Origin of the sequence: Cyanobium sp. NIES-981, from assembly GCF_900088535.1 — a bacterium.
Classification (GTDB): Bacteria; Cyanobacteriota; Cyanobacteriia; order PCC-6307; family Cyanobiaceae; genus NIES-981.
This window is the reverse complement of record NZ_LT578417.1, coordinates 2,150,831-2,177,482: the sequence shown is the minus strand read 5'-3', so window position 1 is coordinate 2,177,482 and position 26,652 is coordinate 2,150,831. Positions and strand designations below refer to the sequence as shown.

At 70.1% G+C, this 26,652-nt stretch carries 29 protein-coding genes and 1 tRNA gene; 13 read left to right on the top strand and 17 right to left on the bottom strand.

Translation table 11 applies throughout. The annotated features are described in order from the left end of the window. Nucleotides 1–18 precede the first annotated feature (18 nt). Complete coding sequence (gene thiL, locus CBM981_RS11045) at nt 19–1,062, bottom strand: thiamine-phosphate kinase (RefSeq protein ID WP_225867362.1); 1,044 nt, start codon at nt 1,060–1,062, stop codon at nt 19–21. After that, the gene (locus CBM981_RS15925) at nt 1,034–2,113 is read right to left on the bottom strand and encodes a peptidylprolyl isomerase (protein WP_225867361.1); all 1,080 of its coding nucleotides are present in this window, start codon (nt 2,111–2,113) and stop codon (nt 1,034–1,036) included. The genes thiL and CBM981_RS15925 overlap by 29 nt, the downstream gene beginning before the upstream one ends. A 136-nt stretch (nt 2,114–2,249) precedes the next feature. On the opposite strand from CBM981_RS15925, the gene efp reads away from it, so the two are divergent. Both efp and accB read left to right on the top strand, forming a co-directional pair. Next, nucleotides 2,250–2,810, top strand: coding sequence for an elongation factor P (efp, locus tag CBM981_RS11035; RefSeq protein ID WP_006909327.1), 561 nt, complete (start codon nt 2,250–2,252; stop codon nt 2,808–2,810). A gap of 5 nt (nt 2,811–2,815) precedes the next feature. After that, nucleotides 2,816–3,304 carry an acetyl-CoA carboxylase biotin carboxyl carrier protein gene (accB, locus tag CBM981_RS11030; protein WP_087068443.1) on the top strand — a complete coding sequence of 163 codons (489 nt, stop codon included), beginning with the start codon at nt 2,816–2,818 and terminating at the stop codon, nt 3,302–3,304. A gap of 6 nt (nt 3,305–3,310) precedes the next feature. Here accB and pdxA read toward each other — a convergent pair whose 3' ends face one another. The 3 genes from pdxA to CBM981_RS11010 all read right to left on the bottom strand — a co-directional run bounded on the left by pdxA (nt 3,311) and on the right by CBM981_RS11010 (nt 6,082). Next, entirely contained in the window at nt 3,311–4,336 is a 1,026-nt protein-coding gene (pdxA, locus tag CBM981_RS11025; RefSeq protein WP_087068442.1) for a 4-hydroxythreonine-4-phosphate dehydrogenase PdxA, read from the bottom strand. Nucleotides 4,337–4,477: 141 nt separating this feature from the next. After that, complete coding sequence (locus CBM981_RS11015; protein WP_225867360.1) at nt 4,478–5,407, bottom strand: SDR family oxidoreductase; 930 nt, start codon at nt 5,405–5,407, stop codon at nt 4,478–4,480. Between the two features lie 189 nt (nt 5,408–5,596). Continuing rightward, nucleotides 5,597–6,082: an HNH endonuclease gene (locus tag CBM981_RS11010; RefSeq protein WP_087068440.1), complete on the bottom strand. Its 486-nt coding sequence runs from the start codon at nt 6,080–6,082 to the stop codon at nt 5,597–5,599. 74 nt (nt 6,083–6,156) lie between these two features. On the opposite strand from CBM981_RS11010, the gene CBM981_RS11005 reads away from it, so the two are divergent. Continuing rightward, nucleotides 6,157–7,743, top strand: a complete 1,587-nt coding sequence (locus CBM981_RS11005) for a DEAD/DEAH box helicase (protein ID WP_087068439.1) — start codon at nt 6,157–6,159, stop codon at nt 7,741–7,743. A gap of 26 nt (nt 7,744–7,769) precedes the next feature. Here CBM981_RS11005 and CBM981_RS11000 read toward each other — a convergent pair whose 3' ends face one another. The 3 genes from CBM981_RS11000 to CBM981_RS10990 form a co-directional block, all read right to left on the bottom strand. Next, nucleotides 7,770–8,213: a hypothetical protein gene (locus CBM981_RS11000; RefSeq protein WP_087068438.1), complete on the bottom strand. Its 444-nt coding sequence runs from the start codon at nt 8,211–8,213 to the stop codon at nt 7,770–7,772. Further along, nucleotides 8,152–8,475, bottom strand: a complete 324-nt coding sequence (locus CBM981_RS10995; protein WP_087069367.1) for a DUF6554 family protein — start codon at nt 8,473–8,475, stop codon at nt 8,152–8,154. Before CBM981_RS10995 ends, CBM981_RS11000 begins: the two co-directional genes overlap by 62 nt. A 202-nt stretch (nt 8,476–8,677) precedes the next feature. Then, nucleotides 8,678–9,259 (bottom strand): AbrB family transcriptional regulator, encoded by a 582-nt coding sequence (locus CBM981_RS10990; protein WP_225867359.1) that lies wholly within the window; start codon nt 9,257–9,259, stop codon nt 8,678–8,680. On the opposite strand from CBM981_RS10990, the gene CBM981_RS10985 reads away from it, so the two are divergent. Beyond that, entirely contained in the window at nt 9,258–9,581 is a 324-nt protein-coding gene (locus CBM981_RS10985; RefSeq protein WP_087068436.1) for a hypothetical protein, read from the top strand. The genes CBM981_RS10990 and CBM981_RS10985 overlap by 2 nt on opposite strands. A 51-nt stretch (nt 9,582–9,632) precedes the next feature. After that, a complete protein-coding gene (locus CBM981_RS10980) occupies nt 9,633–9,875 on the top strand; it encodes a hypothetical protein (RefSeq protein WP_225867358.1) in 243 nt (80 codons plus the stop codon). A gap of 918 nt (nt 9,876–10,793) precedes the next feature. Here CBM981_RS10980 and CBM981_RS10970 read toward each other — a convergent pair. After that, a tRNA-Gly gene (locus CBM981_RS10970) sits at nt 10,794–10,865 on the bottom strand. 132 nt (nt 10,866–10,997) lie between these two features. After that, nucleotides 10,998–12,149 carry an alanine--glyoxylate aminotransferase family protein gene (locus CBM981_RS10965; RefSeq protein ID WP_087068434.1) on the bottom strand — a complete coding sequence of 384 codons (1,152 nt, stop codon included), beginning with the start codon at nt 12,147–12,149 and terminating at the stop codon, nt 10,998–11,000. A 146-nt stretch (nt 12,150–12,295) separates the two neighbouring features. On the opposite strand from CBM981_RS10965, the gene cbiD reads away from it, so the two are divergent. From cbiD to mrdA, 5 genes are all read left to right on the top strand, one after another. Continuing rightward, nucleotides 12,296–13,426, top strand: a complete 1,131-nt coding sequence (gene cbiD, locus CBM981_RS10960; protein WP_087069365.1) for a cobalt-precorrin-5B (C(1))-methyltransferase CbiD — start codon at nt 12,296–12,298, stop codon at nt 13,424–13,426. A gap of 70 nt (nt 13,427–13,496) precedes the next feature. Beyond that, on the top strand, nt 13,497–15,134 hold the full coding sequence (gene guaA / locus CBM981_RS10955; RefSeq protein WP_225867357.1) for a glutamine-hydrolyzing GMP synthase: 1,638 nt from the start codon (nt 13,497–13,499) through the stop codon (nt 15,132–15,134). Nucleotides 15,135–15,193: 59 nt separating this feature from the next. Beyond that, nucleotides 15,194–15,823: a hypothetical protein gene (locus tag CBM981_RS10950; RefSeq protein ID WP_087068433.1), complete on the top strand. Its 630-nt coding sequence runs from the start codon at nt 15,194–15,196 to the stop codon at nt 15,821–15,823. A gap of 52 nt (nt 15,824–15,875) precedes the next feature. Next, the gene (locus tag CBM981_RS10945; protein WP_087068432.1) at nt 15,876–16,259 is read left to right on the top strand and encodes a hypothetical protein; all 384 of its coding nucleotides are present in this window, start codon (nt 15,876–15,878) and stop codon (nt 16,257–16,259) included. Between the two features lie 2 nt (nt 16,260–16,261). Beyond that, a complete protein-coding gene (mrdA, locus tag CBM981_RS10940) occupies nt 16,262–18,010 on the top strand; it encodes a penicillin-binding protein 2 (protein ID WP_087068431.1) in 1,749 nt (582 codons plus the stop codon). A gap of 22 nt (nt 18,011–18,032) precedes the next feature. Here the strand turns inward: mrdA and CBM981_RS10935 are convergent, their stop codons facing one another. From CBM981_RS10935 to CBM981_RS10920, 4 genes are all read right to left on the bottom strand, one after another. Then, on the bottom strand, nt 18,033–19,181 hold the full coding sequence (locus CBM981_RS10935; protein WP_087068430.1) for a glycosyltransferase family 1 protein: 1,149 nt from the start codon (nt 19,179–19,181) through the stop codon (nt 18,033–18,035). A gap of 24 nt (nt 19,182–19,205) precedes the next feature. Continuing rightward, on the bottom strand, nt 19,206–20,399 hold the full coding sequence (locus CBM981_RS10930; protein WP_087068429.1) for an NAD-dependent epimerase/dehydratase family protein: 1,194 nt from the start codon (nt 20,397–20,399) through the stop codon (nt 19,206–19,208). 105 nt (nt 20,400–20,504) lie between these two features. Continuing rightward, nucleotides 20,505–20,675 (bottom strand): photosystem II assembly protein Psb34, encoded by a 171-nt coding sequence (gene psb34 / locus CBM981_RS10925; protein ID WP_087069363.1) that lies wholly within the window; start codon nt 20,673–20,675, stop codon nt 20,505–20,507. 81 nt (nt 20,676–20,756) lie between these two features. Continuing rightward, on the bottom strand, nt 20,757–21,617 hold the full coding sequence (locus CBM981_RS10920; protein ID WP_087068428.1) for a thiazole synthase: 861 nt from the start codon (nt 21,615–21,617) through the stop codon (nt 20,757–20,759). Between the two features lie 60 nt (nt 21,618–21,677). Between CBM981_RS10920 and CBM981_RS10915 the strand changes: the two genes are divergently transcribed. Beyond that, a complete protein-coding gene (locus CBM981_RS10915) occupies nt 21,678–22,274 on the top strand; it encodes a hypothetical protein (RefSeq protein ID WP_225867356.1) in 597 nt (198 codons plus the stop codon). Between the two features lie 7 nt (nt 22,275–22,281). Here CBM981_RS10915 and CBM981_RS10910 read toward each other — a convergent pair whose 3' ends face one another. From CBM981_RS10910 to rpmI, 3 genes are read right to left on the bottom strand one after another with little or no spacing between them, the layout of a single operon-like run. Continuing rightward, nucleotides 22,282–22,833, bottom strand: coding sequence for a tetratricopeptide repeat protein (locus CBM981_RS10910; RefSeq protein WP_087068426.1), 552 nt, complete (start codon nt 22,831–22,833; stop codon nt 22,282–22,284). A 55-nt stretch (nt 22,834–22,888) separates the two neighbouring features. Continuing rightward, nucleotides 22,889–23,236 (bottom strand): 50S ribosomal protein L20, encoded by a 348-nt coding sequence (rplT, locus tag CBM981_RS10905; protein WP_087068425.1) that lies wholly within the window; start codon nt 23,234–23,236, stop codon nt 22,889–22,891. A gap of 56 nt (nt 23,237–23,292) precedes the next feature. Then, complete coding sequence (rpmI, locus tag CBM981_RS10900; protein WP_087068424.1) at nt 23,293–23,490, bottom strand: 50S ribosomal protein L35; 198 nt, start codon at nt 23,488–23,490, stop codon at nt 23,293–23,295. A gap of 82 nt (nt 23,491–23,572) precedes the next feature. Here rpmI and CBM981_RS10895 point away from each other — a divergent pair, with 82 nt between their 5' ends. Both CBM981_RS10895 and CBM981_RS10890 read left to right on the top strand, forming a co-directional pair. Further along, nucleotides 23,573–25,171 (top strand): SpoIID/LytB domain-containing protein, encoded by a 1,599-nt coding sequence (locus CBM981_RS10895; protein WP_087068423.1) that lies wholly within the window; start codon nt 23,573–23,575, stop codon nt 25,169–25,171. A gap of 24 nt (nt 25,172–25,195) precedes the next feature. Continuing rightward, nucleotides 25,196–26,638: a glycosyltransferase family 2 protein gene (locus CBM981_RS10890; RefSeq protein ID WP_172820877.1), complete on the top strand. Its 1,443-nt coding sequence runs from the start codon at nt 25,196–25,198 to the stop codon at nt 26,636–26,638. Nucleotides 26,639–26,652: the final 14 nt, after the last annotated feature.

Below are 26,652 nucleotides of genomic sequence, written 5' to 3'. Positions count from 1 at the left end.
CCTGCGCCTGGCGAGGTTTCACCCCGCAAAGTGGCGGAAGCCTTCGGACGCCACCGGCACAGCCTGGCCGTCCTCCCAGCCGAGGACGGGCTTCCCCGGCGCCGCGGCCGCCAGGTTGCCGATCCGCCGCGACCCCGGCAGCAGCTCCATCAGGGCCTTCGCCCAGCGCGGATCCAGGGCGAGCACCAGTTCGAAATCTTCACCGCCCGCCAGGCACCAGGTCTCTGCCGTGTCGAGCCGGGCCATGGCCGGGTCGATCGGCAGGGTGCGGCGTTCCAGCACGGCCCGGCAACGGCTGGCCAGGGCCAGGGCCACGGCCGCTGCTGCGAGCCCATCGCTGCTGTCGGTGCCCGCCACGCGCCAGGCCAGCTCCGCAGGCTGGCTGGCGGCGAGGGCCCGTACGGCATCGAAGCGAGGGACGGGCATCCGGTGGGCGCGGACGGCCCGCTCCAGCAGCTTCGAGGGGAGACCCTGCAGCCGCTGGGGCTCCAGCTCGTGCTGCAGCACGGCCAGCCCGAGGCGGCTGAGGCCGTGCAGGCCCGTGCACACCAGGGTGTCGCCGGCCCTGCCGTCGCCGCGGCGGATGGGGCCTGCTCCGCCCAGGGCACCGACCGCCGTGATGGCGAGGGTGCGTTGCGCGCCGGAGCTGCAGTCTCCCCCCAGGAGGTTGCCGCCCCCGTGCTCGCCCAGGCAGCGGCAGAGCCCCTGGTACACGGCCTCGACCCAACTCCAGGGGGTGCTGGCGGGGGCGATCAGCCCCACCGTGAGTCCGCAGGCCCCGGTGCAGCCCATGGCCGCCAGATCCGAAAGGTTTGCCGCGGCTGCCCGCCAGCCCACGTGGAAGGGATCGGTGGTGGCGGGGCTGAAATGCACGCCGTCCACCAGCACATCGGTGTTCACCACCAGGTTGCCGCCGAGGCTCAGGATCGCCGCATCATCCTGAAACTGGCCGGGGGCAGCAAAGGCACCCAGCCGTTCGATCAGCCTCGCCTCGCCCAGCTCGGCAAGGGTCGGATCCCGGCACGGTTCAGGGTCAGGCGTGGGGCTGCAGGTTCTCGGCACCCTCCACCACCCTGGCGCGCAGGATTCTGTCGTCGACACCCAGCTCTTCCAGCACCTCGGCGCCGTCCACCACGTAGCCGAAGGCGGCGTAGCGTCCATCCACCAGGTTCAGCCCAGCCGGGGTGAGCTCCGCCTCGTAGAGGAAAAAGAAGAACTGGGAAGAACCGTCATCGAGCTGCTTGTCGGAGTGGGCCCAGCCCAGGGTGCCCACCGTGGCGAAGGGCAGCACCGCGGCAGCCTTGTACCGGCCCAGGTCTTCGAAGGTCTGGTTGTAGAAGGGGGCCGCCTCGCCTGGAACCATGATCTCGAGCGGTACCCGGCGCAGCTCCTTGGTGGCTGGGTCGACGTAGCCGTCTGCCGGGCCTTCCGGGTCGCCGGTCTGCAGCACGTAGAAGTCTTCGGCCCGGGTGAAGGGAAGCCCGTCGTAGAACCGCTTCTGCACCAGATCCACGAAGGCTCCGGCGGTGAGCGGAGCGTTGTAGCCGTCCACCACCGCCGTCACCGGTCCCTTGGAGGTTTCGATCTCCACGGTGGCGCGCCCCAGCAGCCGCGGCAGGGCATCGAACTCGCTGGGGATGGCGAACGGGAAGGGACCCACCAGCATGGCCTCGGCGGTGCCGATGGTGGCGAGGGCCTCGCGGCGCGAGGCCAGGAAGGCATCCCGATCCTGCGCCTGGGCGCTGGCTGCCAGGGTCTGCAGCTCGGTTTCCAACCGGTCGAGCAGGGCGGTGGCCCGCTGCGTGTCCTCCGGAGCGAAGCGCGCCAGGATCTCGCTGCGGCGGCTGCTCAGCAGCGACTGGCTGCGCTGCACGGTGGAGTTCAGTGCCGACCAGCGCTTGGCCCTCAGATCGGTGCTGGTGTCCTCCAGGCGGTGCTGCAGCTCCTGCAGCCTGGGGGCATCCACCGGCAGGGCATTGCGCAGGATCGCGGCAGGATCCTTCACCGCATTGCCCTGGGGCAGGGCGGCGCTGGCGGGCCGTGGGCTCAGGGGAAGGCTCAGGCAGAGGGCCAGGGCCCACGCCACCACCGCCAGAACCCGAGCCGAAGCCATCCGCGCCACCATCGCAGCCCCATCTCTCTTGCCGGACTTTGGCACAGCTCACCGGTGCTCCCGCCGGCTGGACAGGAAGGCTTCAGGGTCGGGGCCGGTAGCCAGCCGTACAATCCGCCAGATCCGAACCGCCGGAATGATCTCCAGCAACGACTTTCGTACCGGTACCTCGATTGAGCTGGATGGCCAGGTCTGGCGGGTCGTTGAGTTCCTGCACGTGAAGCCCGGCAAGGGCTCGGCCTTCGTGCGCACCAAGCTCAAGGCCGTGCAGAGCGGCAACGTGGTGGAGAAGACCTTCCGGGCCGGCGAGATGGTGCCCCAGGCCGTGCTTGAGAAAAGCACCCTGCAGCACACCTACATGGAGGGGGACGACTACGTGTTCATGGACATGGCCAGCTTCGAGGAAACCCGCCTCACCGCCAAGCAGATCGGTGACAGCCGCAAATACCTCAAGGAAGGCATGGAGGTGAACGTGGTGTCCTGGAACGGCAAGCCCCTCGAGGTGGAGCTGCCCAACTCCGTGGTGCTGGAGATCACCCAGACCGATCCCGGCGTGAAGGGCGACACCGCCACCGGCGGCACCAAGCCCGCCATCGTCGAGACCGGCGCCCAGGTGATGGTGCCCCTGTTCCTCTCGATCGGCGAGAAGATCAAGATTGACACTCGCACCGACAGCTATCTGGGGCGGGAGAACTGATCGCCATGCAGCTTGACCACGATCAGCTCCACAAGCTCCTCGCCCTGCTCGGCGACAGCGACATCCAGGAACTCAGGCTGGAAGGCGACGACTTCCGCCTCGAAGTGCGCCGCAACCTGCCCGCAGCGGCACCCGTGGCGGGGATGCCCTCCGTGGTGGCGGCCGTGCAGCCGCAACCCCAGGCTCAGCCACCCGCCGCAGCGCCACCATCGCCGTCGGCCCCACCTCCGGCCGCCGCCGCCAGCCGCAGCGATCTGGTGGAGATCACCGCCCCGATGGTGGCCACCTTCTATCGCGCTCCGGCCCCCGGCGAGCCCAACTTCGTGGAGCTGGGTGCCCGCATCAAGGTGGGTCAGACCATCTGCATCCTCGAAGCCATGAAACTGATGAATGAGCTCGAGGCCGAGGTGGGCGGCGAAGTGGTGGAGATCCTGGTGGAGAACGGCACGCCGGTGGAGTTCGGCCAGGTGCTCATGCGCGTCAAGCCAGGCTGAGCCCGTTCAGCCCAGGTCGCGAGCAGTGGTCAGGGCGGCCAGCATGCTCGCCGGCCTTGCCACGCCCCGGCCGGCGATGGCAAAGCCGGTGCCATGGTCCGGGGAGGTGCGCAGGAACGGCAGGCCCAGGGTGGTGTTCACGGCAGCGTCGAACGCCAGCAGCTTCACCGGGATCAGGCCCTGGTCGTGGTACAGGGCCAGGTAGCCATCCGGGCCATCCCCGTCTCCCTGCCAGGCGCTCGCCGCGCTGAGCCAGCAGGTGTCCGGCGGCAGCGGCCCGATCAGCGTGACGTCCGGATGGCGCGCCTGCCAGTCGCCCATTGCCGGGATGATCCACTGCATCTCTTCCTCCCCCAGTTGCCCCTCCTCTCCCGCGTGGGGATTGAGCCCCGCCACCACCACTGTGGGGTTGGCGCTGAAGCGCTGGCAGAAGGCCAGCAGCCGGTCCAGCTGATGCTGCAGACGCTGCGGCGTGAGGGCGCCTGGCACTGAGGCCAGCGGGATGTGGGTGGTGGCCAGCAGGGTGTTGAAGCGCCACCGTCCTCCGGGCGCCCGGGCGGTGAACAGCATCGAGGCCTCGGCAACCCCTGTGAGCTCCGCCAGCCGCTCGGTCTGGCCCGGATAGGGGTGCCCCGCCGCATGCCAGCTGGCCTTGGAGATCGGTGCGGTCACCAGAGCGCGGCAGGAGCCCTGCTGCACCAGCTCAGCGGCGGCCGTGAGCCAGTGGAAGCCGGCGTGGCCACAGGCCGGCGTGCTGTGGCCCGCCTGGACCGGCTCGGGCAGCGGCAGGTCCAGGATCGCCAGGTCGGCCGGGTCGCGCAGGGGGGCGGTGCTGCACTGGCGCAGGGCCGTGTACTCGCGTTCGAGCCAGCGCCGGCATCCCACCAGCACGGGCTCGAGGCCAGCGGCCTCCGGATGGGCCAGGGCCTTGAGGATCACTTCGGCGCCGATGCCCGCAGGATCTCCCAGGGCGATGGCCAGATCGCCGCCATGGGAGTTGGATGGTGGAAGTACGCCGGTCAGGACGCCCATGCTGCGGTGGTTGATGCTCGGATTGCTGTTGTTCGGCCTCGGCACGGGCTTCAACCGCGGTTGGTTGCAGCTGCACTGGGGCCTGGTGATGCGGGATCTGGGGTTTCCCTTCGTGTGCGACCCCGAGGAGCCCACCCAGTGCTACCCCAAGGGCTCACCGTATGCGGAGGAGATACAGGCGCGGTAGCCCTCGCGGTAGGTGGGGTAGCGCAGCCGGTAGCCCAGCTCCTCGCACAGCCGCCGGTTGCTGACGCGGCGATTCTCCTGCCAGAAGCTGCGGGCCATCGGGCTCAGGCTGGCCTCGATGCTGTCGTAGCGCTCCAGCGGCGGTAACCGGCAGCCCAGCAGATGGGCGGCGTAGCCCAGGGTTTCGCTGGAGGCGCTGGGTTCGTCGTCCGCCACGTTCAGCAGGGTCGGTCGCTGCCCCGCCGGCAGGGCCAGGCAGTGGAGCACGGCCCCCACGATGTCGTCGACATGGATGCGGGAAAACACCTGGCCGGGCTTGTGGATCAGCCGGCTGGTGCCGGAGCGCAGCGCCTGGAACGGGGTGCGGCCCGGGCCGTAGATCGCGGGCAGGCGGAAGATCTGCAGCGGCAGGCCGCTGGCCAGCCAGGCCTGCTCGGCTTCCAGCCGGGCCTGGCTGCGGCCGGGGCGGGCCGGGGTGGGGGCGGTCTCATCCACCCAGGCCCCGGCGGTATCGCCGTAGACGCCGGTGGTGGAGAGGTAGCCGGCCCAGACCAGAGGCAGATCCCGCAGGCGGGCCCCCAGCAGCCGCACCACCGGATCTCCCCCCTGTCCATCCGGCGGGACCGACACGAACAGGTGGGTGATCCCCTTCAGGTCCGCAGATCCGGGCACCAGCCCCCGCTGGCTGTCGAACGGCAGCCAGCGGCTGGCCGCGCCGCCAGGGGACGGCTGGCGGCTGGTCTGCACGACCTCGAACCCCTGCCGCGCGGCGGCCGTGGCCAGCCGCTGGCCGGTGTAGCCGGCCCCGACCACCAGCAGCCGACCCACCGGCTTGACAGCCCCGTCCGGCACCAGTACACCTGTATCACTGCTGATCGTCTCCATGGCTCTCGTCTCTCCCCTGGCGGCTCCCCCCCATGCTGTCGTTCCGCTGGGACGGCCATGCCGTGCCCGCCGCGCCTCTGCCGCCGCTCCGCTGAGAGCGGCGGCCGGGTGGGAGCGGTCCGTTCCCCTGCTGCTCGCCGGGTCCATGCTCGCGGCAGCCCTGGTGGCCGCTCCGGACTCGCCCCAGGATCAGGCCGCCATCTGCCAGCGCCACAACGGCCCGGTGGCCTGCAGGGTCTGGTGATCGCCGTCGAGGTCTGCGGGGGGCGCCGGACCGGAGGTCTCCCGCGCCCCCACCGGGCCCGTGGCCGTCCAGTCGAGCAGCCGAGCGGCCAGCTTCATGTCCCCTTCCGTCCAGGCCCGGATCGCCATGGCCCGCCGGGGGTCATAGAAGGGCTGCTGGCGGTACCAGCAGAAGGCCTCGCTGTCGCCCTTGCGGCCGTTGCAGGCGAGGCAGGCCGGCACGCAGTTTTCGTTCACGCTCGGACCACCGCGGCTCTTGGGCAGCACATGGTCGATGGATTCGGAGCGGCAGCCGCAGTAGATGCAGCGCTGCTGGGTGAGCTGGTGCAGGGATTGGCGCCAGCGGCGCGCACGCAATTTGGGACAGAGTTCGTCCAGAAACACGGCGTCTCTGGCGGGTGCGTGGCGGGACGCCCAATCCCTGGCCTGCATGCGCGTGGCTCGGTTGACGGGAGTTTGCCGGCAGCGTCCAGGGTGGCAATGTGTCGTGGACTGCCATTCCGCGCATGCGTTGCCTGTTGCGGTTGGGGGCCTCCGGCCGGATCGAGGTGATCAGCCCCTTCGATGCGGTCACCAGCGCCCAGCTGCGGGCCATCCGCCCCCGGGGGGCGTGGTTGCCGCAGCGGCGCTGCTGGGAGTTTCCCCTCGAGGCAGCGGCGGCCCTGCAGGGCCAACTGGCCGACCGTTTTCCCATGGAGCCGGAGCTGGAGCGCTGGCTCGCCTGGATGGCCCAGCCCCTGCCGCCCCTTCCCCCCCATCGGGAGCTGGTGCAGGCGGCAGCCCTGGCCCAGCCCCTGGCCGACGGCCGCCGTCTCTTCGCCCACCAGCGGGCCGCCGTGCGCTGGCTGCTGGCCCGGCGCGGCGCCGTGCTGGCCGATGCCATGGGCCTGGGCAAGACGCTCTCCTCCCTGGTGGCTGCCCGCGCGATGGTGCGTTGTGCCCAGTGCCGCATCCTGGTGGTGGCCCCCGTGGGCCTTCACGACCACTGGCGCAGTGAGGGCCTGGCGCTGGGGCTCCAGCTGGAGCTGCACAGTTGGGCGCGGCTGCCTCCGGAGTTGCCCCCTGCCGGCACCGTGCTGATCGTGGATGAGGCGCACTACGCCCAGAACGCCCGCACGGTCCGCAGTCAGGGCCTGTTGCGGCTGGCGCGCCATCCCCGGCTGCGCGCCATCTGGCTGCTCACCGGCACCCCGATGAAGAATGGCCGGCCGGCCCAGCTGTTTCCCCTGCTGGCGGCGATCGACCACCCGCTGGCGCGCCATCAGCGCGCCTACGAGGAGCTGTTCTGCCAGGGGCACTGGCGGGACCAGGGGGGCCGCCGGGTGTGGCAGGCCACCGGCGCCAGCAACCTGGCCGAGCTGCATCGCCTCACGCGGCCGCTGCTGCTGCATCGCCGCAAGCAGGACTGCCTCGATCTGCCCCCCAAGCAGCGCCGCTGCATCGCCGTGGAGCTGGACGCCGCCGCCGCCAGGGGCTTCCAGCACCGCCTCCAGGGCAAGGTGGAGGACTACCGCCGGCGGGCGGCCCGGGGCGAGGTACGACGCGATGCCGAGGTGCTGGCCGTGCTGACGGCCCTGCGCCAGATCGCCTCGGAGTACAAGCTGCCCGCGGCCCGCGCGTTGATCACCGCCCTGCTGGCCCGCGCCGAGCCGGTGGTGGTGTTCACCGCCTTCAGCACCACGGCCGGCCTGCTGCACGGCCAGTTGGGTGGGGCCCTGCTCACCGGGGGCCTGGCACCGTCGCGGCGGCAGCAGCTGGTGGATGGCTTTCAGGCCGGGCGGCAACGGTTGCTGGTGGCCACCTACGGCACCGGTGGCCTCGGTTTCACCCTGCACCGTGCTCGCCACGTGGTGCTGATCGAAAGGCCATGGACCCCCGGCGATGCGGAGCAGGCCGAGGACCGCTGCCACAGGATCGGGATGGGGGCGCCTTTGTGCTGCCACTGGTTGCAGCTCGGAGTCGCGGATCAGCTGGTGGACGGCCTGATCGCCAGCAAGGCCGAACGGATCGCCCTGCTGCTGCAGCGCGGCGAGCGGCAGCTGCGGCGCCGGGGGCTGGCGGCGATGGTGCGGCAGCTGATCCGGGACTGGTGACCAGCGTGCCCGCTTTGGCGCCGGGATCAGGGGGCCCCAGCTCCGCCGGCCCCGCCCGGGTCACAGAGCTGCTGCCGCACCTTCAGATCACTGCGCAGCTGGGGATCGAGCCGGTCCGGCGGCAGCTTCGCCGCCAGCTTCACGGCCCGGTGCAGGTCTTCGCAGGCCGCCTTGTCGTTGCCGGCCAGGCTGTGGAGCAGGTAGCGGTCGTTGCGTGGTGAGGGGTCATCAGGGAAGGCCTTCACCACGGCATCGCAGCGCTGGATCTGTTCCTGGAGCCGTTCGAGCCGCACATTGCGCAGACAGGCATCGCGGCGGATGGCCTCCTCCGGCAGGGGCTGTTCGGCGCAGCCGGCGGCGAGGAGGGCGCAACACCAGGCCAGCAGCAGCCCCGGCCAGGGGATGCGGTCAGTAGGTGCCCAGCCGCTCGCTGCGCGTGCCGCCGGGAACGGGGGCCGGAGCCGCCTCAACGGGGTCGGGTTTGCTGAACAGGTCACCGAGGTAGCGGCCGCAGTCGGGGAAGGAGCCGGGGTTCTGCACCACGGCCTCCGTGATCATCACTGCAGCATGTTCCGGGGAGGTCTTGAACAGCTGATCGCTCTGGCGCTTGATCACCGCGTAGGCGGCATCCCAGCTCACCTGATGGTTGTTGCCGTTGCCGCGCATGAAGCAGTAGATCTGCGCTCCCTTGGGGCCGGCTCCATCCACGGGAGCGCCGCCAGCATCCCCCATCTGGGCCAGGGCCGGCCCCAGCGGGGCCAACGCCATGGCCAGACCGAGCGGCAGCCACCAGGGCCTCAGGCGAACGGGAAGGGTGAACCGCAGGCGCAGGGCCATGGCTTCAGGGCTGGTCGGCAGGGCCCAACGTATCGATCGCGGCGGGAGGCGTCGAGGCCACACCCCCCGAAGGCCCCCTGCCCCGGCGGGCTGGAGCTCAGGGGGCACCCGCACCGTCCGACACCAGCAGCCTCACCAACAGGGGCAGGACCAGCAGCACCGTGATCAACCGGATCGCGTGCAGGGCGGCCACGGCGGCCCCCACGCCGAACTCGGCCCCCACCAGGCTCATGCCGCTGATCCCTCCCGGAGCGGCCCCGAGCAGAGCGATGGTGGGATCCACGCCGAGCAGACGGGTGCAGAGGAGCGCGATCGCCAGGCCGGCGAGCACCAGGCTGAGGGTGATGACCAGGGCGGGTCGCCAGAGCTGCTGGAGCTGCTCGAGAACAGCGCTGCTGAGCCCGGCACCGATCACGGTGCCGATCCCGATCTCGAGGGCGGTACGGGTGCCGACCGGCCACGCGGCCGTCTCCAGCCGGCCACTCATGCTCACCAGGCCCACGGCCAGCAATGCGCCGGCCAGGGGGGCGGCGGGTATGCCGGTGCGCAGGGCCAGCAGCCCCCCGGCCGTCCCGATACAGGCGTAGAGAATCAGATTCCAGGGATGGCTCATCGGTCCAGTCTGACCTTGGCTGAGCCCGGAATGTGTGCTCTCATCGGGACCCGTGTGTCCCCTCATGGCCCCCGACTCGGTCTCCTTCCGGATCACCCGCAACACCGAAGATCTGGCCCAGACCATTCACGCCCTTTCACAGCGCTTGGTGGTGATGGAACAGCGGCTTCAGGCCCTGGAGGTTCAGCTCAACAGCCGCATCAAGCAGGACAGCGAGCCCGACATTCGCGAGGTGAGCAGCCTCGACAACGTGGAGCGTCTGCTCTACGACTGCCGCGCGCTGCTGGGGCTGGATGAGGCGGTGCAGGAGAGCGGCGACGATGCATCGGGTGCCGAGGTGGAGACGGATCTCCGTTCCCCTTCCGTGCCGTTCCAGCAGGCCGCATAGGTCCACTCTCACGCACTGGATCGTGGTGTCAGAATGGAAAGAAAGTGAAACATGGCTTTCCCTACCCCTTCGCACCCAGCCTCCTCCCATCCAGAGTCCGCCCATGCCCTGCCGTCGGCCGCCCGCCGCAATGGCGGCCGCCCGACGGCCGCCAGCGTCGAGGGGGATCATCAGCGTGAAAAACTCGAATTCGCCCTGGCCGTTGCCCTGAGTCGGGGCGAGCAGGAACGTTGCCTTGCCCTCCGGCAGCAGATCGCCCTGCTGGGTGAGGGTGGCGTTGAACCGGGCACCTGAGCCGTCCCCATTGCCCTGAGCCTGGGCTTGTGCACCTGCCGACTGACCCCCCCCTCTGCGAGCGGTCGGCAGCCCGTTCACCGCGGCGCCAGACGTCCCTGCGCGCGTGGATGCCGCCGAAAGCCTCGGCACGCAGGCGGCCGCGGCGCAGCCCCCAGCGCCATCCTGTGACGGGTTGAATCTGTATCGGTTCGACTTGATCGAGAACGGTCGGCGGAGAATGGTTGATGATTAACGGTATAGTTGCCTCCGTAGAGCATCAGCCCCTGAGCTGGTTCTCACTCTGGTCTGGTTTACCCACCTTGATCACCCTGTGGAAAGCCACACGGTCTGTTGAAAGCCACACTCTCGCAGGCCTTGTGGTTCTCCACCGATCTTGCCTTTCCGGTCTTGCCTTGCCTTCCCGGTCCTGCGTGATGCACCCCGTGCTGCAGTTCGTCGGTACGCGATCTGCCATGGTCCTGCCGTGGTGACCGAAGCAATGCCCCAGCCCCGGGCCTCAACGCCCGCGGCTCTCTCCGATGATCCTGATCCCGCTCAGCCTTCCATTCAGACGTCTTCCGCTGTTCCAGCGCCTTCGATGACACCGAGCCTCCTCACCACGTTGCGAACTGTTCCCGGCACCGCGGCCGGCCCCTCCCCTGTATCGCGCTCTCTGCGGGTACCCACCAACCCCGAACCGAGCCTTTCGCTGCGGCAGCAGATCTCCCACCATGAGGAGCAAGCCCGCCGCGCTGCCGCAGATGGACAGGTCGATGAAGCTGCCCGGAGCATTCTTCAGGCCCTCCAGTGTGAACGCCGCCTTGCCAACAGCGGCCCTCAGGTGTTGCAGCTGATCAAGCCTCGGGCTTGAGCCCCAACAAATCAAGCCAGGCGCCTGAACAGAACCAGGGCCAGCAAACAGGCCATTGAAGTTGAAGCGGGTGACCGGACTCGAACCGGCGACGTTCAGCTTGGGAAGCTGACATTCTACCACTGAATTACACCCGCAAGGTGTAAGAACGGCCCGTGCATCAGGCAGTTGCTGGTTGAGGCTAGCAAGGGGCTGGGCCCGCCCTGCCAGCCCCTTGCTTTGGCCAATCTGTGTCCGGCCGATCCGTCTTCGGCCGATCCGGGCCTGGATCAGCCGGCCAGCGCCGCCGCGCAGGCGGCCACGCCGGCTCCCGCGGTGCCCTTGTGCAGGCCCAGCGCCTGGAGGGTGGCCTCGATGGCGGCCACGGCGGTCAGCACGTCGCGGTCGCACACAAAGCCCAGGTGGCCGATGCGGAACACCTTGCCCTTGAGGTGGTCCTGGCCGCCGGCCAGCAGGATGTCGAACCGCTCCTTCACCGCCTTGCGCAGCACCTCGGCATCGATGCCCTCAGGCGCCACGGCGGTGATGGCCGGGCTGCCATGGCCCTCGGCCGCATAGAGCGGCAGGCCCATCGCCGTCATGCCGGCCTGGGCGGCGGCGCGGTGGCGGGCATGGCGGGCGAAGATGGCCTCCAGCCCCTCCTGCTGCATCATCTCCAGCGCCGCCTCCAGGGCGAAGTAGAGGTTCACCGGCGGGGTGAAGGGATTGCTGTCGCCTGCTGCCGATTTTCTGTATTTGCCCAGGTCCAGATAGAACTTCGGCAGGTCGGAGCGCTCGTAGGCGGTCCAGGCCCGCTCGCCCATGGCCACGAAGCCGAGGCCCGGCGGCATCATGTAGCCCTTCTGGGAGCCGGAGCCCACCACATCGAGGCCCCAGCGGTCCATCGGCACGTCGCAGGCGCCCAGGCTGGTGACGCAGTCGGCGATGGTGAGGGCGGTGCCGTGGGCGCGCACATGGCCCGCGATGGTCTCCAGGTCGTTGATCACGCCGGTGGAGGTTTCCGAGTGGGTGAGGATCACGGCCCGGATCCGCTTCTCGGTGTCGGCCTCGAGGGCATGGCGGAACGCCTCCGGATCGAGGGGCTGGCCCCATTCGGCCTTGATCACCTGCACGTGCAGCCCGTAGGCCTTCGCCACCTTCACCCAGCGCTCACCGAACTTGCCGTTGTCGCCGCAGAGCACCGTGTCGCCCCGGCTGAGCACGTTCACGATGCCGGCCTCCATGGCGGCCGTGCCGCTGCCCGTCAGCGCCAGCACGTTGCCGCTGGTCTGGTGCAGCCACTGCAGCTGCGCGGTGGTGCGCTTGACGATCTTCTGGAAGTCGGCGCTGCGGTGGCCGATCGGATGGCGGCTCATGGCCAGCAGCACGCTCTCCGGCACCGGGGTGGGGCCGGGAATCATCAGGGTGAGCTTGTCCTGCATGGGTGCTGCGGTGTCGAGGGAGGGCGCGGCGGGAAAGCGGCGCGATCGACCAATGTAAAAAACGGTCTCCTGACCCACCGCCTCCCCGGCTCGGCGCTGCCGGGACCCGGGCGCTCCCGCGAGCTCTTCGTTGATGGTTGCCGCTGATGGTTGACGGTCGTTCGGCTCCCACCGGTTTCATCCTGCCGGTGTGGCTGGCGGCGGCAGCGCGGGCCGCGGTTCAGGGCCTGCGCGGTGAACCCTTCGACGCCGCCCAGCCGCTGCAGCTGGAGCCTGGGGCCCTGCCCACGCCGGTGCCGGTGGAGGCGGTGGCTCCCCTGGCCGGCGGCTGGGTGCTGGCGGCGGCCCGGGCGGACCCCGGCCCTGATGTGCTGGACCTCACCCGCGGCCAGCCCGTGTGGGTGCAGGCCCGCTGGCGGCATGACCCCGGCGAGCGGCTGGAGCTCGTGGCCGGGGAGGGCGTGGGCGTGGTGGCCGCCGCCGGCGTGCCCTGCCTCTCCACCTATGCCCGCGAGCTGCTGAGGCGCACGCTCGAACCGCTGGTGCCGGCGGATCGGCGCCTGGAGCTCCAGCTGGTGATTCCGGCGGGCCGCCGCCTGGCGGAGCGCACCAGCAATGCGGCCTTCGGGGTGGTGGACGGCCTGGCCCTGATCGGCACCCAGGCGGTGGTGCAGCGCAGCGCCGCCCCCGACCAGCTGGACGCGGCCCTGAAGGCCCTGCGCGGCCGGGTGCGGGCCCCGGGCTTCGACGGCGCCCTGGTGCTGGTGATCGGGGAGAACGGTCTGGATCTGGCCCCGCGGCTGGGGGTGGGCCCGCACCTGCTGGTGAAGGCCGGCAACTGGCTGGGCCCGCTGCTGGTGGCGGCCGCCGAGGCCGGCGTGAACGAGCTGCTCCTGTTCGGCTATCAGGGCAAGCTGCTGAAGCTGGCTGGGGGCATCTTCCACACCCATCACCATCTGGCCGATGGGCGGGCCGAGGTGCTCACCGCTCTGGCCGCGCTCGAAGGGCTTGCCGGACCCGCCCTGGCCCAGCTCCACGCGATGCCCACCGTGGAGGCGGCCCTCGCCGGGCTGGAAGATCAGGATGCCGGCCTGGCAGAACGGCTCCGCTGCCGGATCGCTGCGGCGATCGAGCAGCGCAGCGGTGCCTACCTGGCGCGCTACGGCCAGGACGGCATGGCCGTGGGAGCCGTGCTGTTCGACCGCAGCCGGCGGATCTGCGCCGAGGGCCCGCGGGGGGGAGCCCTGCTGCGCCGCCTGGCGGAGCCCTCCCTCTGAGGCCCCCGGCCTGATGGCACCCCGGGGCGGCCCCTAGGCTGGCTCGAATGACCCGGGCCCCGTGCTGCCGATGACCGCCGCTCCCCCGACGCCGCCTGCGGATGCGGGGCTGGAAGCCACCCGCACCTTCGATGCGGCGTCCCAGTCCAGCCGGCCGCCGGCGATCGTGATCCTCGATTTCGGCTCCCAGTACTCCGAACTGATCGCCCGGCGCGTCCGCGAGACCGAGGTGTTCTCCCTGGTGATGGGCTACACCACCACCGCTGAGGAGCTGCGGGCGATCAGCCCCAAGGGGATCATTCTCAGTGGCGGCCCGGGTTCGGTGTACGAACCGGACGCTCCCGTGTGCGATCCGGGGCTGTGGGAGCTCGGTATTCCGGTGCTCGGTGTCTGCTACGGCATGCAGCTGATGGTGCAGCAGCTCGGCGGCTCCGTGGTGGCGGCCGGCCGGGCCGAATACGGCAAGGCTCCGCTGCATGTCGACGATCCTGTGGATCTGCTCACCAATGTGGAACCCGGTTCCACGATGTGGATGAGTCACGGCGATTCGGTGGAGCGGCTGCCGGAGGGGTTCGTGCGGCTGGCCCACACCGACAACACCCCCGAGGCGGCGGTGGCCCACCACGGCCGCCATCTCTATGGCGTGCAGTTCCATCCCGAGGTGGTGCACTCCACCTGCGGCATGGCCCTGATCCGCAACTTCGTCTACCACATCTGTGGTTGTGAAGCCGACTGGACCACCGCCGCCTTCATCGAGGAGGCGGTGTCCGACGTGCGACGTCAGGTGGGCGAGAAGCGGGTGCTGCTGGCCCTCTCCGGCGGCGTGGATTCCTCCACCCTCGCCTTTCTGCTGCACAGGGCGATCGGCGATCAGCTCACCTGCATGTTCATCGACCAGGGGTTCATGCGCAAAGGGGAGCCCGAGTTCCTGGTGGAGTTCTTCGACAAGCGGTTCCACATCAATGTGGAATACATCAATGCCCGCGAGCGCTTCCTCGCCCGGCTGGAGGGCGTGACCGATCCGGAGGAGAAGCGCAAGCGGATCGGCACCGAGTTCATCCGCGTGTTCGAGGAGGAGAGCAAGCGCCTGGGGCCGTTCGATTACCTCGCCCAGGGAACGCTCTATCCCGATGTGATCGAGAGCGCCGGCACCAACGTGGATCCCAAGACCGGTGAGCGGGTGGCGGTGAAGATCAAGAGCCACCACAACGTGGGCGGGCTGCCCAAGGATCTCCAGTTCAAGCTGGTGGAACCGCTGCGCCGGCTGTTCAAGGATGAGGTGCGCAAGGTGGGGCGTTCCCTCGGTCTGCCCGAGGAGATCGTGGGGCGCCATCCCTTCCCGGGCCCGGGCCTGGCCATCCGCATCCTCGGCGAGGTGACCAGCGAGAAGCTCAACATCCTGCGCGACGCCGATCTGATCGTGCGCGAGGAGATCCGCGATGCCGGGCTCTACAACAGCATCTGGCAGGCCTTCGCGGTGCTGCTGCCGGTGCGCAGCGTGGGGGTGATGGGGGACAAGCGCACCTATGCCTTCCCGGTGGTGCTGCGCTGCGTGTCCTCGGAGGACGGCATGACCGCCGACTGGTCGCGTCTGCCCTACGACCTGCTGGAGACGATCTCCAACCGCATCGTCAACGAGGTGAAGGGGGTGAACCGGGTGGTGCTCGACATCACCAGCAAGCCCCCGGGCACGATCGAGTGGGAGTGAGGCCCCAGTAGCCGGCTCCATCGGCCTCCGTTACCCTCGGGGCCCCTTCCAGCTCCGCCGTGACTGCCGCTCCCGCGACATCCAGCGATCCCGACCTGCAGCGCCGTCTGCAGCAGGACAGCATCCAGCTGGGCGGCAAGACCGTCTACCTCAACCCCTTCCTCTACTGGCGGCGGTTCGATGCCAACACGGACCGCTGGCTGCGGGAGCCCGGGCAGCTGCCGGAGGAGCAGATCGCCGCGAACCGCCGCCGCTTCTACCCCGAACTCGACTGGGACCAGCTCGATCCCCAGGAGCGCCTCGCCAAGGACGGGGCGGTGGAGATGTTCCTCAAGAGCCTGGAACTGATCAGCACCTTCAATCCCGACCTCAGCGCCGGCCACCTGCTGGAGGTGGAGCGCAAGATGGCGGTGACGAAGAAGAGGGCCTTCGAGCGCTGGGTGATGAAGGCCCTGCGCCGCCGCCAGCAGGCGGAGGCCCGGGAGCGCCGCCGATTCGACCGCGACCGCAGCCTGCGGGCCTGGCGCGAGTGGCTGGGCCTGGCGGTGACCCGTCAGGCCCTGGTGCCAGCGGCGACCCTGCTGGTGCTTGCCGTGGGCGCCGGCTGGTGGTGGGGCAGCCAGCAGAGCTGCCGGCAGGTGATCGTGGATCCGGGTGTGCCGGCGTTGCCTGGCAGCCCCAGCCCCTGATCCCGCCGCCAGCCGTGGGCGCGGCAGACTGGAGGGGCCCAAGCCTCGAACCATGGCCGCCGATCCGCTCGACAGCCTGCGGCTGACCCTGATGCAGGACGTGCTGCCGGTGGGCCTCGCCGCCGTGGAGCGGGTGCGCAAGGGGGGTCCGCAGGAACTGATCGCCGCCTTCGATGGTTCCACCCCCGATCCCCTGGCCCAGCTGCGCGAGGAGGGAGAAACCGCCGCCACCCAGGTGCGGGACCAGCTGGATCGGGTCAGCCCCGGCCTTGGCAACCCGGTGATGAAGGTGGAGGTGCGGGATGTGAACCCCGAGCCGGCGGCCGACCCAGCCCACGAGGCCGATCCGGCCGAGCTGCAGCTGCGCCTGGCGGCCGTGGCCGAGCGCCTCACCCTGCTGGAGCAGCGGCTCGCCGCCGGCGGGGAGGCGGACTAGGGATGGCCTACGGCCAGGCCGGACGCCACAGCGGCATGGGCCAGCAGCCCGTGCTGCTGCTCGCGGTGGTGCTGCTGTTCAGCGGTGCGATGGTGGCGCGGCTGGCCTGGCTGCAGCTGGTGCATGGCGCCGAGAACCGCGAGCGCGCCGATGACAACCGCATCCGGCTGATGCCGCGCAACCCGATCCGCGGGCGGCTGCTGGACCGCAACGGCCAGGTGCTGGCCACCAGCCTGCTCACCTACAACCTCTACATCCAGCCGCGGGAGGTGTCCGACGCCGCCTGGCCGGCCCTGCGGGACCGCCTGGCGGGCCTGCTGGGGCTGCCCGCCGCCGATCTCGACGAGCGGCGCACCAGCGGCAACAATGCCGAGGGTTTCCGGATCCAGCTGGCGGAGGGCCTGAGGCCCGAGCAGGTGCTGCGCTTTCGTGAGCAGGCCAGCGGTCTGCGGGGCGCCGAAGTGGATGTGGACGTGCTGCGCAGCTATCCCCATGGGCGCCTCGGGGCCCATGTGCTCGGCTACACCAGCGGCATCACCGAGGAGGAGTACGAACGCCTGCGCGACAAGGGCTACCGGATCCGCGACCGGGTGGGCCGCAGCGGTCTGGAGAAGGCCTACGAGGCGCATCTGCGCGGTGAGTGGGGTGGCCAGCAGGTGGAGGTCAATGCCGCCGGCCAGGTGCAGCGTGTGCTGGGGGACAAGCCGGCCAAGGCGGGGAAAGACCTGCGCCTCACCCTCGATCTGCCCCTCCAGCAGGCGGCGGAGCGGGCCCTCGATGGCGTCCGCAAGGGCGCCATCGTGGCCATGGACCCCCAGACGGGGGCCATCCGGGCCCTGGCCAGCCGGCCCACCTTCGATCCCAATGTGTTCTCCCCAGCGCCTTCGAGCCGGGAGTGGGCCGCCCTCAACGGGCCGAACTCCCCGCTGCTGAACCGGGCGTTCCAGGGCTTCCCGCCGGCCAGCACCTTCAAGATCGTCACCACGGCGGCAGCCCTGGAGTCGGGGGTCTACAGCCCCGACTCCAGGGTGCTCACCACCAATTCCTTCTGCTACGCGGGGCTCTGCTACGGAGACCACGGGGCCCACGGCATGGTGGGGTTCCCGTTTGCGCTGGCCGTCAGCAGCAACACTTTCTACTACCGGGTGGGGTTGAAGATCGGCCCGGATGCCCTGTTCAAGACGGCCCGGCGGCTGGGCTACGGCAGTGTCACCGGCATCGAGCTCACCGAGGAGGAAACCCCCGGTCTGCTGGGCGATCAGGCCTGGAAGAAGGAGGTGCTGGGTGAGCCCTGGACACCGGTGGACACCATCACCTCCTCCATTGGCCAGGGGGCCCTGCAGGTGACACCGTTGCAGATGGCGCGGCTCTACGCGGCGGTGGCGAACGGGGGCTGGCTGGTCACGCCGCACCTGGTGGAGCGACCCATGCCCCGCAGCCGCATCAACCTCAAGCCCTCGACCGTTGCGGTGCTGCAGAAGGGCCTGCGCATGGTGGTGACCGAGGGCACGGCCCGGCTGCTCAACGACCCAAAACTGCCGCCGGTCGCCGGCAAGACCGGCACCGGTGAGGATCCCCCCCGGCCGGACCATGCCTGGTTCGGCGGCTACGCCCCTGCCGACAAGCCCACCCTGGTGATCGTGGCGTTCGGCGAGAATTCCGGCGGCTATGGCGGCACGGTGGCGGCTCCCATGGTGAAGGCGCTGATGACCACCTGGTTTCGGAGCACGGCAGCCGCAAGCGGCGGCTGAATCTCAGTGCGCGTCGATCACCTCAGGCCACCAGCTGCAGCTGGGGCTGGCCCAGCAGCCGGCTGTAGAACCCGCGCAGCTGCCGGGTGGCCGAGGCCCATCCCCAGCGCTCCGCCTCCTGGCGGGCGGCCTGCCGCAGCTGCTGCCGTTCGGCGGGGTCCCCCAGCAGCCGCTGCACCGCCGCCGTCAGGCTGGCGGCTCCACCGTCACGGCCGTCCGGATCGTAGAGACAGCCATTGACCCCGTCGGTGACGATGTCGGGAATGCCGCCGCGGTTCGCTCCGACCACGGGACAGCCGGCCGCCATGGCCTCCAGCAGCACCAGCCCCAGGGTTTCGGTGCTGCTGGGGAATACGAAGGCATCGCCGCTGGCGTAGGCGCTGGCCAGCTCCTCGCCCGCCAGGTAGCCCACGAAGGTGGTGGGTGTGCCGGCGAAGAGCTTTTCCAGGGCCTGCCGGTGGGGACCGTCACCCACCAGCGCCAGGCGGGCGTCGGGCATGGCATCGAGCACCGGGCGGATGCGCTCGATCTGCTTTTCGGCCGAGAGGCGGCCGATGTAGAGCAGCAGCTTGCCGGTGTCGCTCTGGCCCCCCAGCAGCCGCTCACGGGTGGCGGGGCTGCGCAGGGCTGGCCGGAACAGGTCGGTGTCCACGCCCCGCTGCCAGAGGTCGGTGTGCTGGATGCCCTTCTCGCTCAGCTCCTGCACCATCGCCGTGGAGGTGCAGAGGTTGAGCCGGGCCTGGTTGTGGGCCGCCTTGAGCAGTTCCCACAGCAGCGGTTCGAGCATCCCCATCCCGTAGTGCTCCAGGTATTTCGGCAGGTGGGTGTGGTAGCTGGCCACCAGGGGGTAACTGCGCGTCCTGGCCAGCCAGATCCCCCCCAGGCCCAGCACGGCCGGATTCACCACATGCACCAGATCGGGCTGGAACTGTTCCAGGGCCTCGGCCACGGCCGGACGGGGCAGCGCCAGCTTCAGCTCGGGGTAGAGGGGCAGGGGCATCGCCGGCACCCCCACCACCCGGGCGCCCATGTAGGCCTCCGGCGCTCCTTCCGGACAGAAGATCAGCACCTCATCGCCAAGGGCCACCAGGTGCTGCACCGTCTTGGTGAGGCGGGTGACGATGCCGTCGACCTTGGGCAGGAAGGTCTCGGTGAAGAAGGCGATCTTCAAAGGGGAGGAAGGGGAGGGGCCGGCTCAGGCGGTCTGGATGGCTTCGGCCTGGCGGCTGGTCCAGGCCGAGACGCAGGGGATGCGGCTGCGGTCGCAGCGGTCGGCCCAGCGGCGCGCCACGTCCACCACTTCCGCCATCAGCCCGTCATCGAGGGTGGTGGGCTTGAGGCCCAGTTCGATGAAGCAGCGGTTGTCCACGATCAGGTCGTTCTCGATCGCCTCCTTGCGGGGGTTGGGGAGGTGGTTGATCGCGGCCCCGGTCAGGGCAGCCACCTTCTCGGCCAACTGGCCCACCTGGTGGCTCTCGGTCATCTGGTTGAAGATCTTCACCTTTTCGCCCGACTGGGGCGGGTGCTCGAGGGCCAGCTGGACGCAGCGCACCGAATCGCGGATGTGGATGAAGGCGCGGGTCTGACCTCCCGTGCCGTGCACGGTGAGGGGGTAGCCGATGGCGGCCTGCATCAGGAAGCGGTTCAGCACGGTGCCGTAGTCACCGTCGTAGTCGAAGCGGTTGGTGAGCCGGGGATCCTTCTCGGTGAGCGCGGTGTTGGTGCCCCACACGATGCCCTGGTGCAGGTCGGTGACGCGGATGCCGTCGTTCTTGTTGTAGTAGTAAAAGAGCAGCTGATCGAGCGTCTTGGTCATGTGGTAGACGCTGCCGGGATCCGCCGGATGGAGGATCTTCTCGGTGAAGCGGCTGCCGTCCGGCTGGGGCACCTCCACGGTGAGGTAGCCCTCGGGAATGGTGGCGCCGCGGTGGGAGCCGTAGCCGTACACCCCCATGGTGCCGAGGTGCACGATGTGGCTGTCGATGCCGCTCTCCACCAGGGCGGCCAGCAGGTTGTGGGTGCCGTTGACGTTGTTGTCCACGGTGTAGCGCTTGGTGGCGCTGCTCTTCATCGAGTAGGGCGCCGCCCGCTGCTCGGCGAAGTGCACCACGGCCGCCGGGCGCTCGTCGCGCAGCAGGTCGAGCAGCCGGGTGTACTCCTTGGCGATGTCCAGATGGACGAAGCGCATGGCCTTGCCACCCACCTGATCCCAGGCCCGCAGCCGCTCGCTGATGGTGGCGATCGGCGTGAGCGACTCGACGCCCAGGTCGACGTCGATCTTGCGCCGGCTGAGGTTGTCGACGATCACCACGTCATGGCCGGCATCGGCCAGGTTGACCGCACAGGGCCAGCCGCAGAAGCCATCGCCGCCGAGAACGAACACTTTCATGCCGAAACCTTCATGCCGAGAACCCCAGTCATGCCGAAAACCCCAGACCCCCGCAGGATGAGCGGCTGCTCATCCAGGCAAGCTACTACAGGCGTTCAGGCGGTCTCAGCCGCTGATTCCGGCGGCCAGGCCCACCAGGGCCAGCACCAGAACGGCTCCGCCGATGAGGAGCAGTTTCGTCTGGCTGGTGCTGCGCTCGCCTTTTTCCATCACCACCATGCGGGGTTCCCGGGCGAAGGCATTGAGCTTGCCGCCGTCTTCTTCGGTGACCTGCATGAAAGGGGAGAGCACAGGGCCACACCCTATGGAGAGAACCCGGAGGCGTCCTGCGCGGGCGGCGGCAACGTCAACGGAAGTTCACGTGCCGGCGGCCGCTCCACTGCCGACACGCCCCTCGGCCGGTGAACTGGGGCTGGCCTGGGGGCGGCGCGGCAGGCGTCCTGCGCGGAAGGCGGTGCGGCCGGCCTCACAGGCCTGGGCCATGGCCCGGGCCATGGCCGCCGGGTTCCCCGCCAGGGCGATGGCGCTGTTGATCAGCAGCGCGTCAGCCCCCATCTCCATGGCCTGGGCCGCCTCGCTGGGCACGCCGATGCCCGCATCCACCACCACGGGCACCGTGGCGTTCTCGATGATTAGGGCGATGTTGGCGGCATTGCGGATGCCCTGGCCCGATCCGATCGGCGAGCCCAGGGGCATCACCGTGGCACAGCCGGCCTGCTCGAGCCGGCGGGCCAGCAGGGGGTCGGCATTGATGTAGGGCAGCACGGTGAAGCCCTCCTTCACCAGCTGCTCCGCAGCCTCGAGGGTGCCGATCGGATCCGGCAGCAGATGCCGGGAGTCGGGGATCACCTCCAGCTTCACGAAGGTGTTGTCCTCCTGTCCGGCCAGCTTGGCCAGTTCCCGGCCGAGGCGGGCCACCCGCACCGCTTCCTCCGCCGTGGCGCAGCCGGCGGTGTTGGGCAGCATCCAGATCCGCTGCCAGTCGATCGCCTCCATCAGGCCCTCATGTCCCGCCGCCAGGCTCTGAACCCGCCGCACCGCCACGGTGACGATCTCGCAGGCGCTGGCGTGCAGGCTGGCCTGCATGCTGGCCACGCTCGGATATTTCCCCGTGCCGGTCATCAGGCGGCTGTGGAAGCGGCGGCCGCCGATGATCAGTGGCTCGTCCGGGGGGTTGGGGTGTGGCTCCGGCAGGAGCGGCTCTGGCTGCGGCACCACGGTGGATTCCGGCGCATGGATGACAATCCATCTAGCCTCCCACCAGCCATCGCCGCCGCCGTGCCCATTGCCGCGCTTCGCCCCCTCCTGCTCGCGGCCATCCCCGTGGTGACGGTTCCCCTGGTGCCTCCCCAGGCCAGGGCCGCCACTCCCCTGGCCAGCGACGGCTTCATGCCGTTCAGCCCACCCGCCTCCACAACCATCCAGGCGGACGACTACGGCAGCGGCGCCGTTGAAACCTTCGACCCCGTCGGTCGGGCCCAGCTTCTGGAGCGGGAGATCCCCAGGGAATGGGTGGGCACCTACCAACCCTTCGACACCAACCGGCCTGTGCCGGCCGAGATGCGTCTCACGGCCGTCAAGGCTTTCGGACAGATTGTGGATCTGCGGGGGGCGATCACCATCGATGGCACCTCCACACCCATTCAGGGCAACCTGAATGCGGAGTCCGACCAGCTCGATCTGCTGCTGCTCTGCCGCTGTGATGTGGGCGGTCTGGAGATGGGCGGCGCCTTTTCCGGCCAGCAGGGGCTGCTGCTCTCCGGGTGGAACGCACCGCGGCTCACCAACCCCGGCGGCCGCCTGGACCTGCGCCCACGGGCCACCTCCATGCCAGCCCAGGGCCCTGCCGGCCTGCCGGTGCGGGGCATGTGGTGAGGGGGATTCAGGCGGCGGTCGAACCCAGGGTGCGCTCCAGGCGGGTCAGCCGCCGCTGGGCTGTCCGGTTGCCCGCATCCAGTTCGAGCACCCTGCGGTAAGTGGCGACGGCCTCCTCAGCGTTCTGCAGCTTCTCGAGGGCGTACGCCAGGTTGTTCAGGGCCACCGGGTAGTCAGGCTTGGCCTTGAGGGCGGCGCGGTAGTGCTTCAGGGCCGGCTTGTACTTGGTCTGGGCGGCGAGGGCAAAACCGAGGGCGTTCTCGATCAGGGCCACGGCCTCAGGCGGGTCCTGTTCGGCACTGGCCAGCTGCAGGGCCCTGGTGAGGCTGTCGGCCGCCTGGCTGTAGAGACGCTTGCGCAACTGCACCGAACCCAGCTCATAGAGGCTGGCGGCATCGGCGCACCCCGGGGTGTCACCAGGCGTCAGGGTCCGCTCCAGGCGGGTCAGGGTCACCTCGTCACTCCGAGCTCTCCAGACCTGGCGGGCCACCACCACGGCAGCCCCGCCCAGGAGAACAACCAGGCCGATCAGATAGGCCTGGGGAAGGAGGGTGTCCAAGGTGGCGCGGGGTGGGAAGACGGAGCTGAGGGCGGAGCGGTTTCAGGCGGCGGTTTCAGCTCCTGGCGGCGCCGACCACGCTGCTGAAGCTGCCGGGATCCATCACGGCCAGCTGGGCCAGCATCTTGCGGTTCAGACGCACGTCGGCCTTCTTCAGCCCGCCGACCAGACGGCTGTAGCTCATGCCGTTGAGGCGGGCGGCGGCGTTGATCCGGGCGATCCAGAGGCGGCGGAAATCGCGCTTGCGGCGGCGACGGTCGCGGTAGGCGTTGCAGAGGGCCTTCATCACCCGCTGGTTGGCGGTGCGGAACAGCGAGCCGTTACCACCCCGGAAGCCGCGGGCCAGGCGCAGGATCTTGTTACGACGCTTACGGGCAACGTTGCCCCTCTTGACGCGGGCCATGGCAGGAAATCAGGTGTGGTGATGGATGGGGACGGGGAACGGCTGCCGCGCAGCCTTCAGGCGTAAGGGAGCATGGCGCTCACGTTGTCGGCGTCGCGCTCGTCGACGACGGCCATGGTGCCCAGGTAGCGCTTCCGCTTCGGGCTCTTGTGATCCAGCAGGTGGTTACGGAAGGCCCGGCGACGCAGAAACTTCCCACTGCCGGTGGCCTTGAACCGCTTGGCGGCAGCTCTGCGGGTCTTGAGCTTCGGCATGTCTCCCCAACGCGGGCACAAACAATCAGAGTACGACGCGGCCCCGCCCTCCACCAAGTTCCCCTTGCCTGCGCCCCCGCCGATGCCCTGCACCCCTCCCCGCAGCACCGTGTGCCTGCCGATCCGCCAGGGCCGCCGCCGCAGGCCGCTGCTGCTGGGCGGACTCGGTGCAGGCGTTCTGCTGGCGGCCACGGGCTGCCAGGCGGCGCCTGTGGCGGCCCCGCCCGCCCCGCCTGCCCAGGCATCGATGCGCTGGCCGGTGCCGGAGCCTCCGGAGCTCGACGCCCGCAACCCGGTGCTCTGGGTGGGGCTCGCCTCCCATCTCCGCCCGGACACGCCGGTGGAGCTGCGCAGCGGCGGCGGGCTGATCACCCTCGTCACCCCCGATGGGGCCCGCTACAGCTCGCCCCGTCTGGTGCTGCACTGGCGCACCGTGCCGGTGGACCCGCCCCTGCAGATCCGCCGCCAGGTGCTCGGCCCCTTCGCCAGCTACGAGAGCGCCGACGAGGCCGCCAGCCGCTGGCGGGCGGCCGGGGTGGAGCCGCTCATCGCCAACCCGCGGGAGTGGGAGGTCTGGGCGCCGCTCTCGGCCCCCCTGCCCCCGGGGCTCGGTCCGTCCAGGAGCGTCGAGCAGCGACTGGACCAGCGGGCTGTTCTGGAGCTGCGTCGCGACGCGGGCCCGGTGCTTCTGGAAGGGCCGCTGCAGCTGGAAACGCCGGGCGGACTGTATTGGCAGGGCGGGCTGTTCCAGGGGCCTTTCCGGCTGCAGCCCGACGCCTACGGCAGCTGGGCCCTGGTGGAGGAGGTACCGCTGGAGCGCTACCTCCAGGGGGTGGTGCCCCATGAGATCGGTGCCGGATCGCCCCAGGCCGCCCTCGCCGCCCAGGCCGTGCTGGCCCGCACCTGGGCCGTGCGCAACCGGGTGCGTTTTGCGGTGGACGGCTACCACCTGTGTGCCGATACCCAGTGCCAGGTCTACGCCGATCCACGCCAGGCCGGTGCTGGGGTGCGCCAGGCCATCGCCGCCACCCGTTCCCAGGTGCTGACCTGGCAGGGACAGCCCATCCATGCGGTGTACCACGCCACCAACGGCGGGGTGTCGGCCGGTTTCGAGGAGGTGTGGAGCGGCGCCCCGCTGCCCTACCTGCTCCCGGGTGTGGATGCGTCCCAGGCCCTGAAGGCGCGCTTTCCCCTGCCGCTGGCGAACGCCCGGGTGCCGGACCTGCTGGCGGCCGGTTCCGGCTTCCACGGTGCCGACCATCCCCGCTTCCGCTGGACGCGCACCCTCACGGCAGGCCAGATCGCCCAGGCCCTGCAGCGGGTGGCCCCGCAGCTGGGCACCCCCCAGGAGGTGAAGGTGCTGGAGCGGGGGGCGAGCGGCCGCGTGCTGGCCCTGCAGATCCAGGGCAGCGGCGGCTCCACGGTGCTGCGCCTGGATGCGATCCGCCGCACCCTGCGCCAGCTGCCCAGCACCTTGTTCGTGGTGAGCCCGAGCGGCCCGGGCAGTTGGCGCTTCGGGGGCGGAGGATTCGGCCATGGTGCCGGCCTGTCCCAGGCTGGCGCCATCGATCTGGCCCGGCGCGGCTGGCCCCTGCAGCGGATTCTTCAGCACTACTACCCGGGCACCACCCTGCAACCCCTGTCTGCGCTGGACACCAACCCCCACGGGAGTGCCCCTTAGAGTCCGTGCACTTCCGGGAACGCCATGGCCGCGGACGGCAGTACCACCGATGGCCAGAGGGAGCCTGGCTCCGGCGGGCGCCGCGGCAAGTCAGCGCTGTTCGTGATCGTCTGCGGCTGGGCCGGCCTGCTCCCCCACTGGCTCGAACCCGGCGTGCGGCTGTGGCCGGCCACCGGCATGGCCCTGCTGTTGGGGGGGTACAGCCTCTACACCGTGCTGCTGCCGGCCCTGGGTCGGGGCCGCGTGGGGAATGCCGATGGCAGCCGGCCCGCCGCAGGCCAGCCTGCCGGAGCTCCGGCCTCCGACCCCTCCCCTGCTGCCGATGGCCCGCCCGGGGAGGCCCCGCTGCCGGCCGGTGTGGACGTTGTGGTGGCCGCCCGCGACGAGCAGGCGGTGATCGCCAGGCTGGTGGAGCGGATCAGCGTCCTGCGGCCCACCACGGGGGATCTGCGGCTCTGGGTGGTGGATGACGGCAGTGCCGATCGCACCCCTGAGGTGCTCCAGGAGCTGCGCGCTCGCTTTCCCTTCCTTCAGGTGCTCCGCAGGGAAGCGGATGCCGGTGGCGGCAAGTCCGGTGCCCTGAACACGGCCCTGCCCCACCTGCAGGCCCGCTGGATGCTGGTGCTCGATGCCGATGCCGACCTCCAGCCCGACACGCTGGAGCGGCTCCTCCCCCGGGCGGAGGCCTGCGGCTGGTCCGCGGTGCAGTTGCGCAAGGCCGTGGCCAACCCCCTCGCCAACTGGCTCACCCGCGCCCAGGCCATGGAGATGGCGCTCGACGCGGTGATCCAGGAGGGCCGCCTCAAGCGCGGTGGTGTGGTGGAGCTGCGGGGTAACGGTGAGCTGCTGCGCCGTGATGCCCTGCTGGCCGCCGGTGGCTTCAACGAGGCCACCGTCACCGACGACCTCGATCTGAGCTTCCGGCTGCTGCTGCATGGCCAGCCGATCGGAATCGTCTGGGATCCGCCGGTGCGAGAGGAAGCGGTGCTGGGCCTTTCCGCCCTCTGGCGCCAGCGGCAGCGCTGGGCCGAGGGCGGCCTGCAACGCTTCTTCGACTATGCCCCAGGCCTCCTCTCCGATCGGGTGAACGGCCGCCGCAAGCTCGATCTGCTCTGCTTCTTCCTGCTGCAGTACGCCATGCCGATGGTGGCCATGGCCGATCTGGTGGGGGCGCTGCTCACGCTCACCGCCCCCACGATCTGGCCCCTGTCGTTCGTGGCCTTCGGGCTCTCCGGCTGTTCGATCCTGCTGGGGTGCCGACGCAGCAGCGAGGGACCCGTGTTCCCGCGGATGGGCCCCGGCAACCTCGCCTTGGGAATCGTCTATCTGGGCCACTGGTTCGTGGTGATCCCCTGGACCAGCCTGCGGATGGCTCTGTTTCCGAAGCGTCTGGTGTGGGCCAAGACCCCTCACCTCGGTGAAGGCGAATGTGAGGATGCCGCCGTGGAGGAGTCGGCCATCGCCTGAGGCCGGCACCGGTC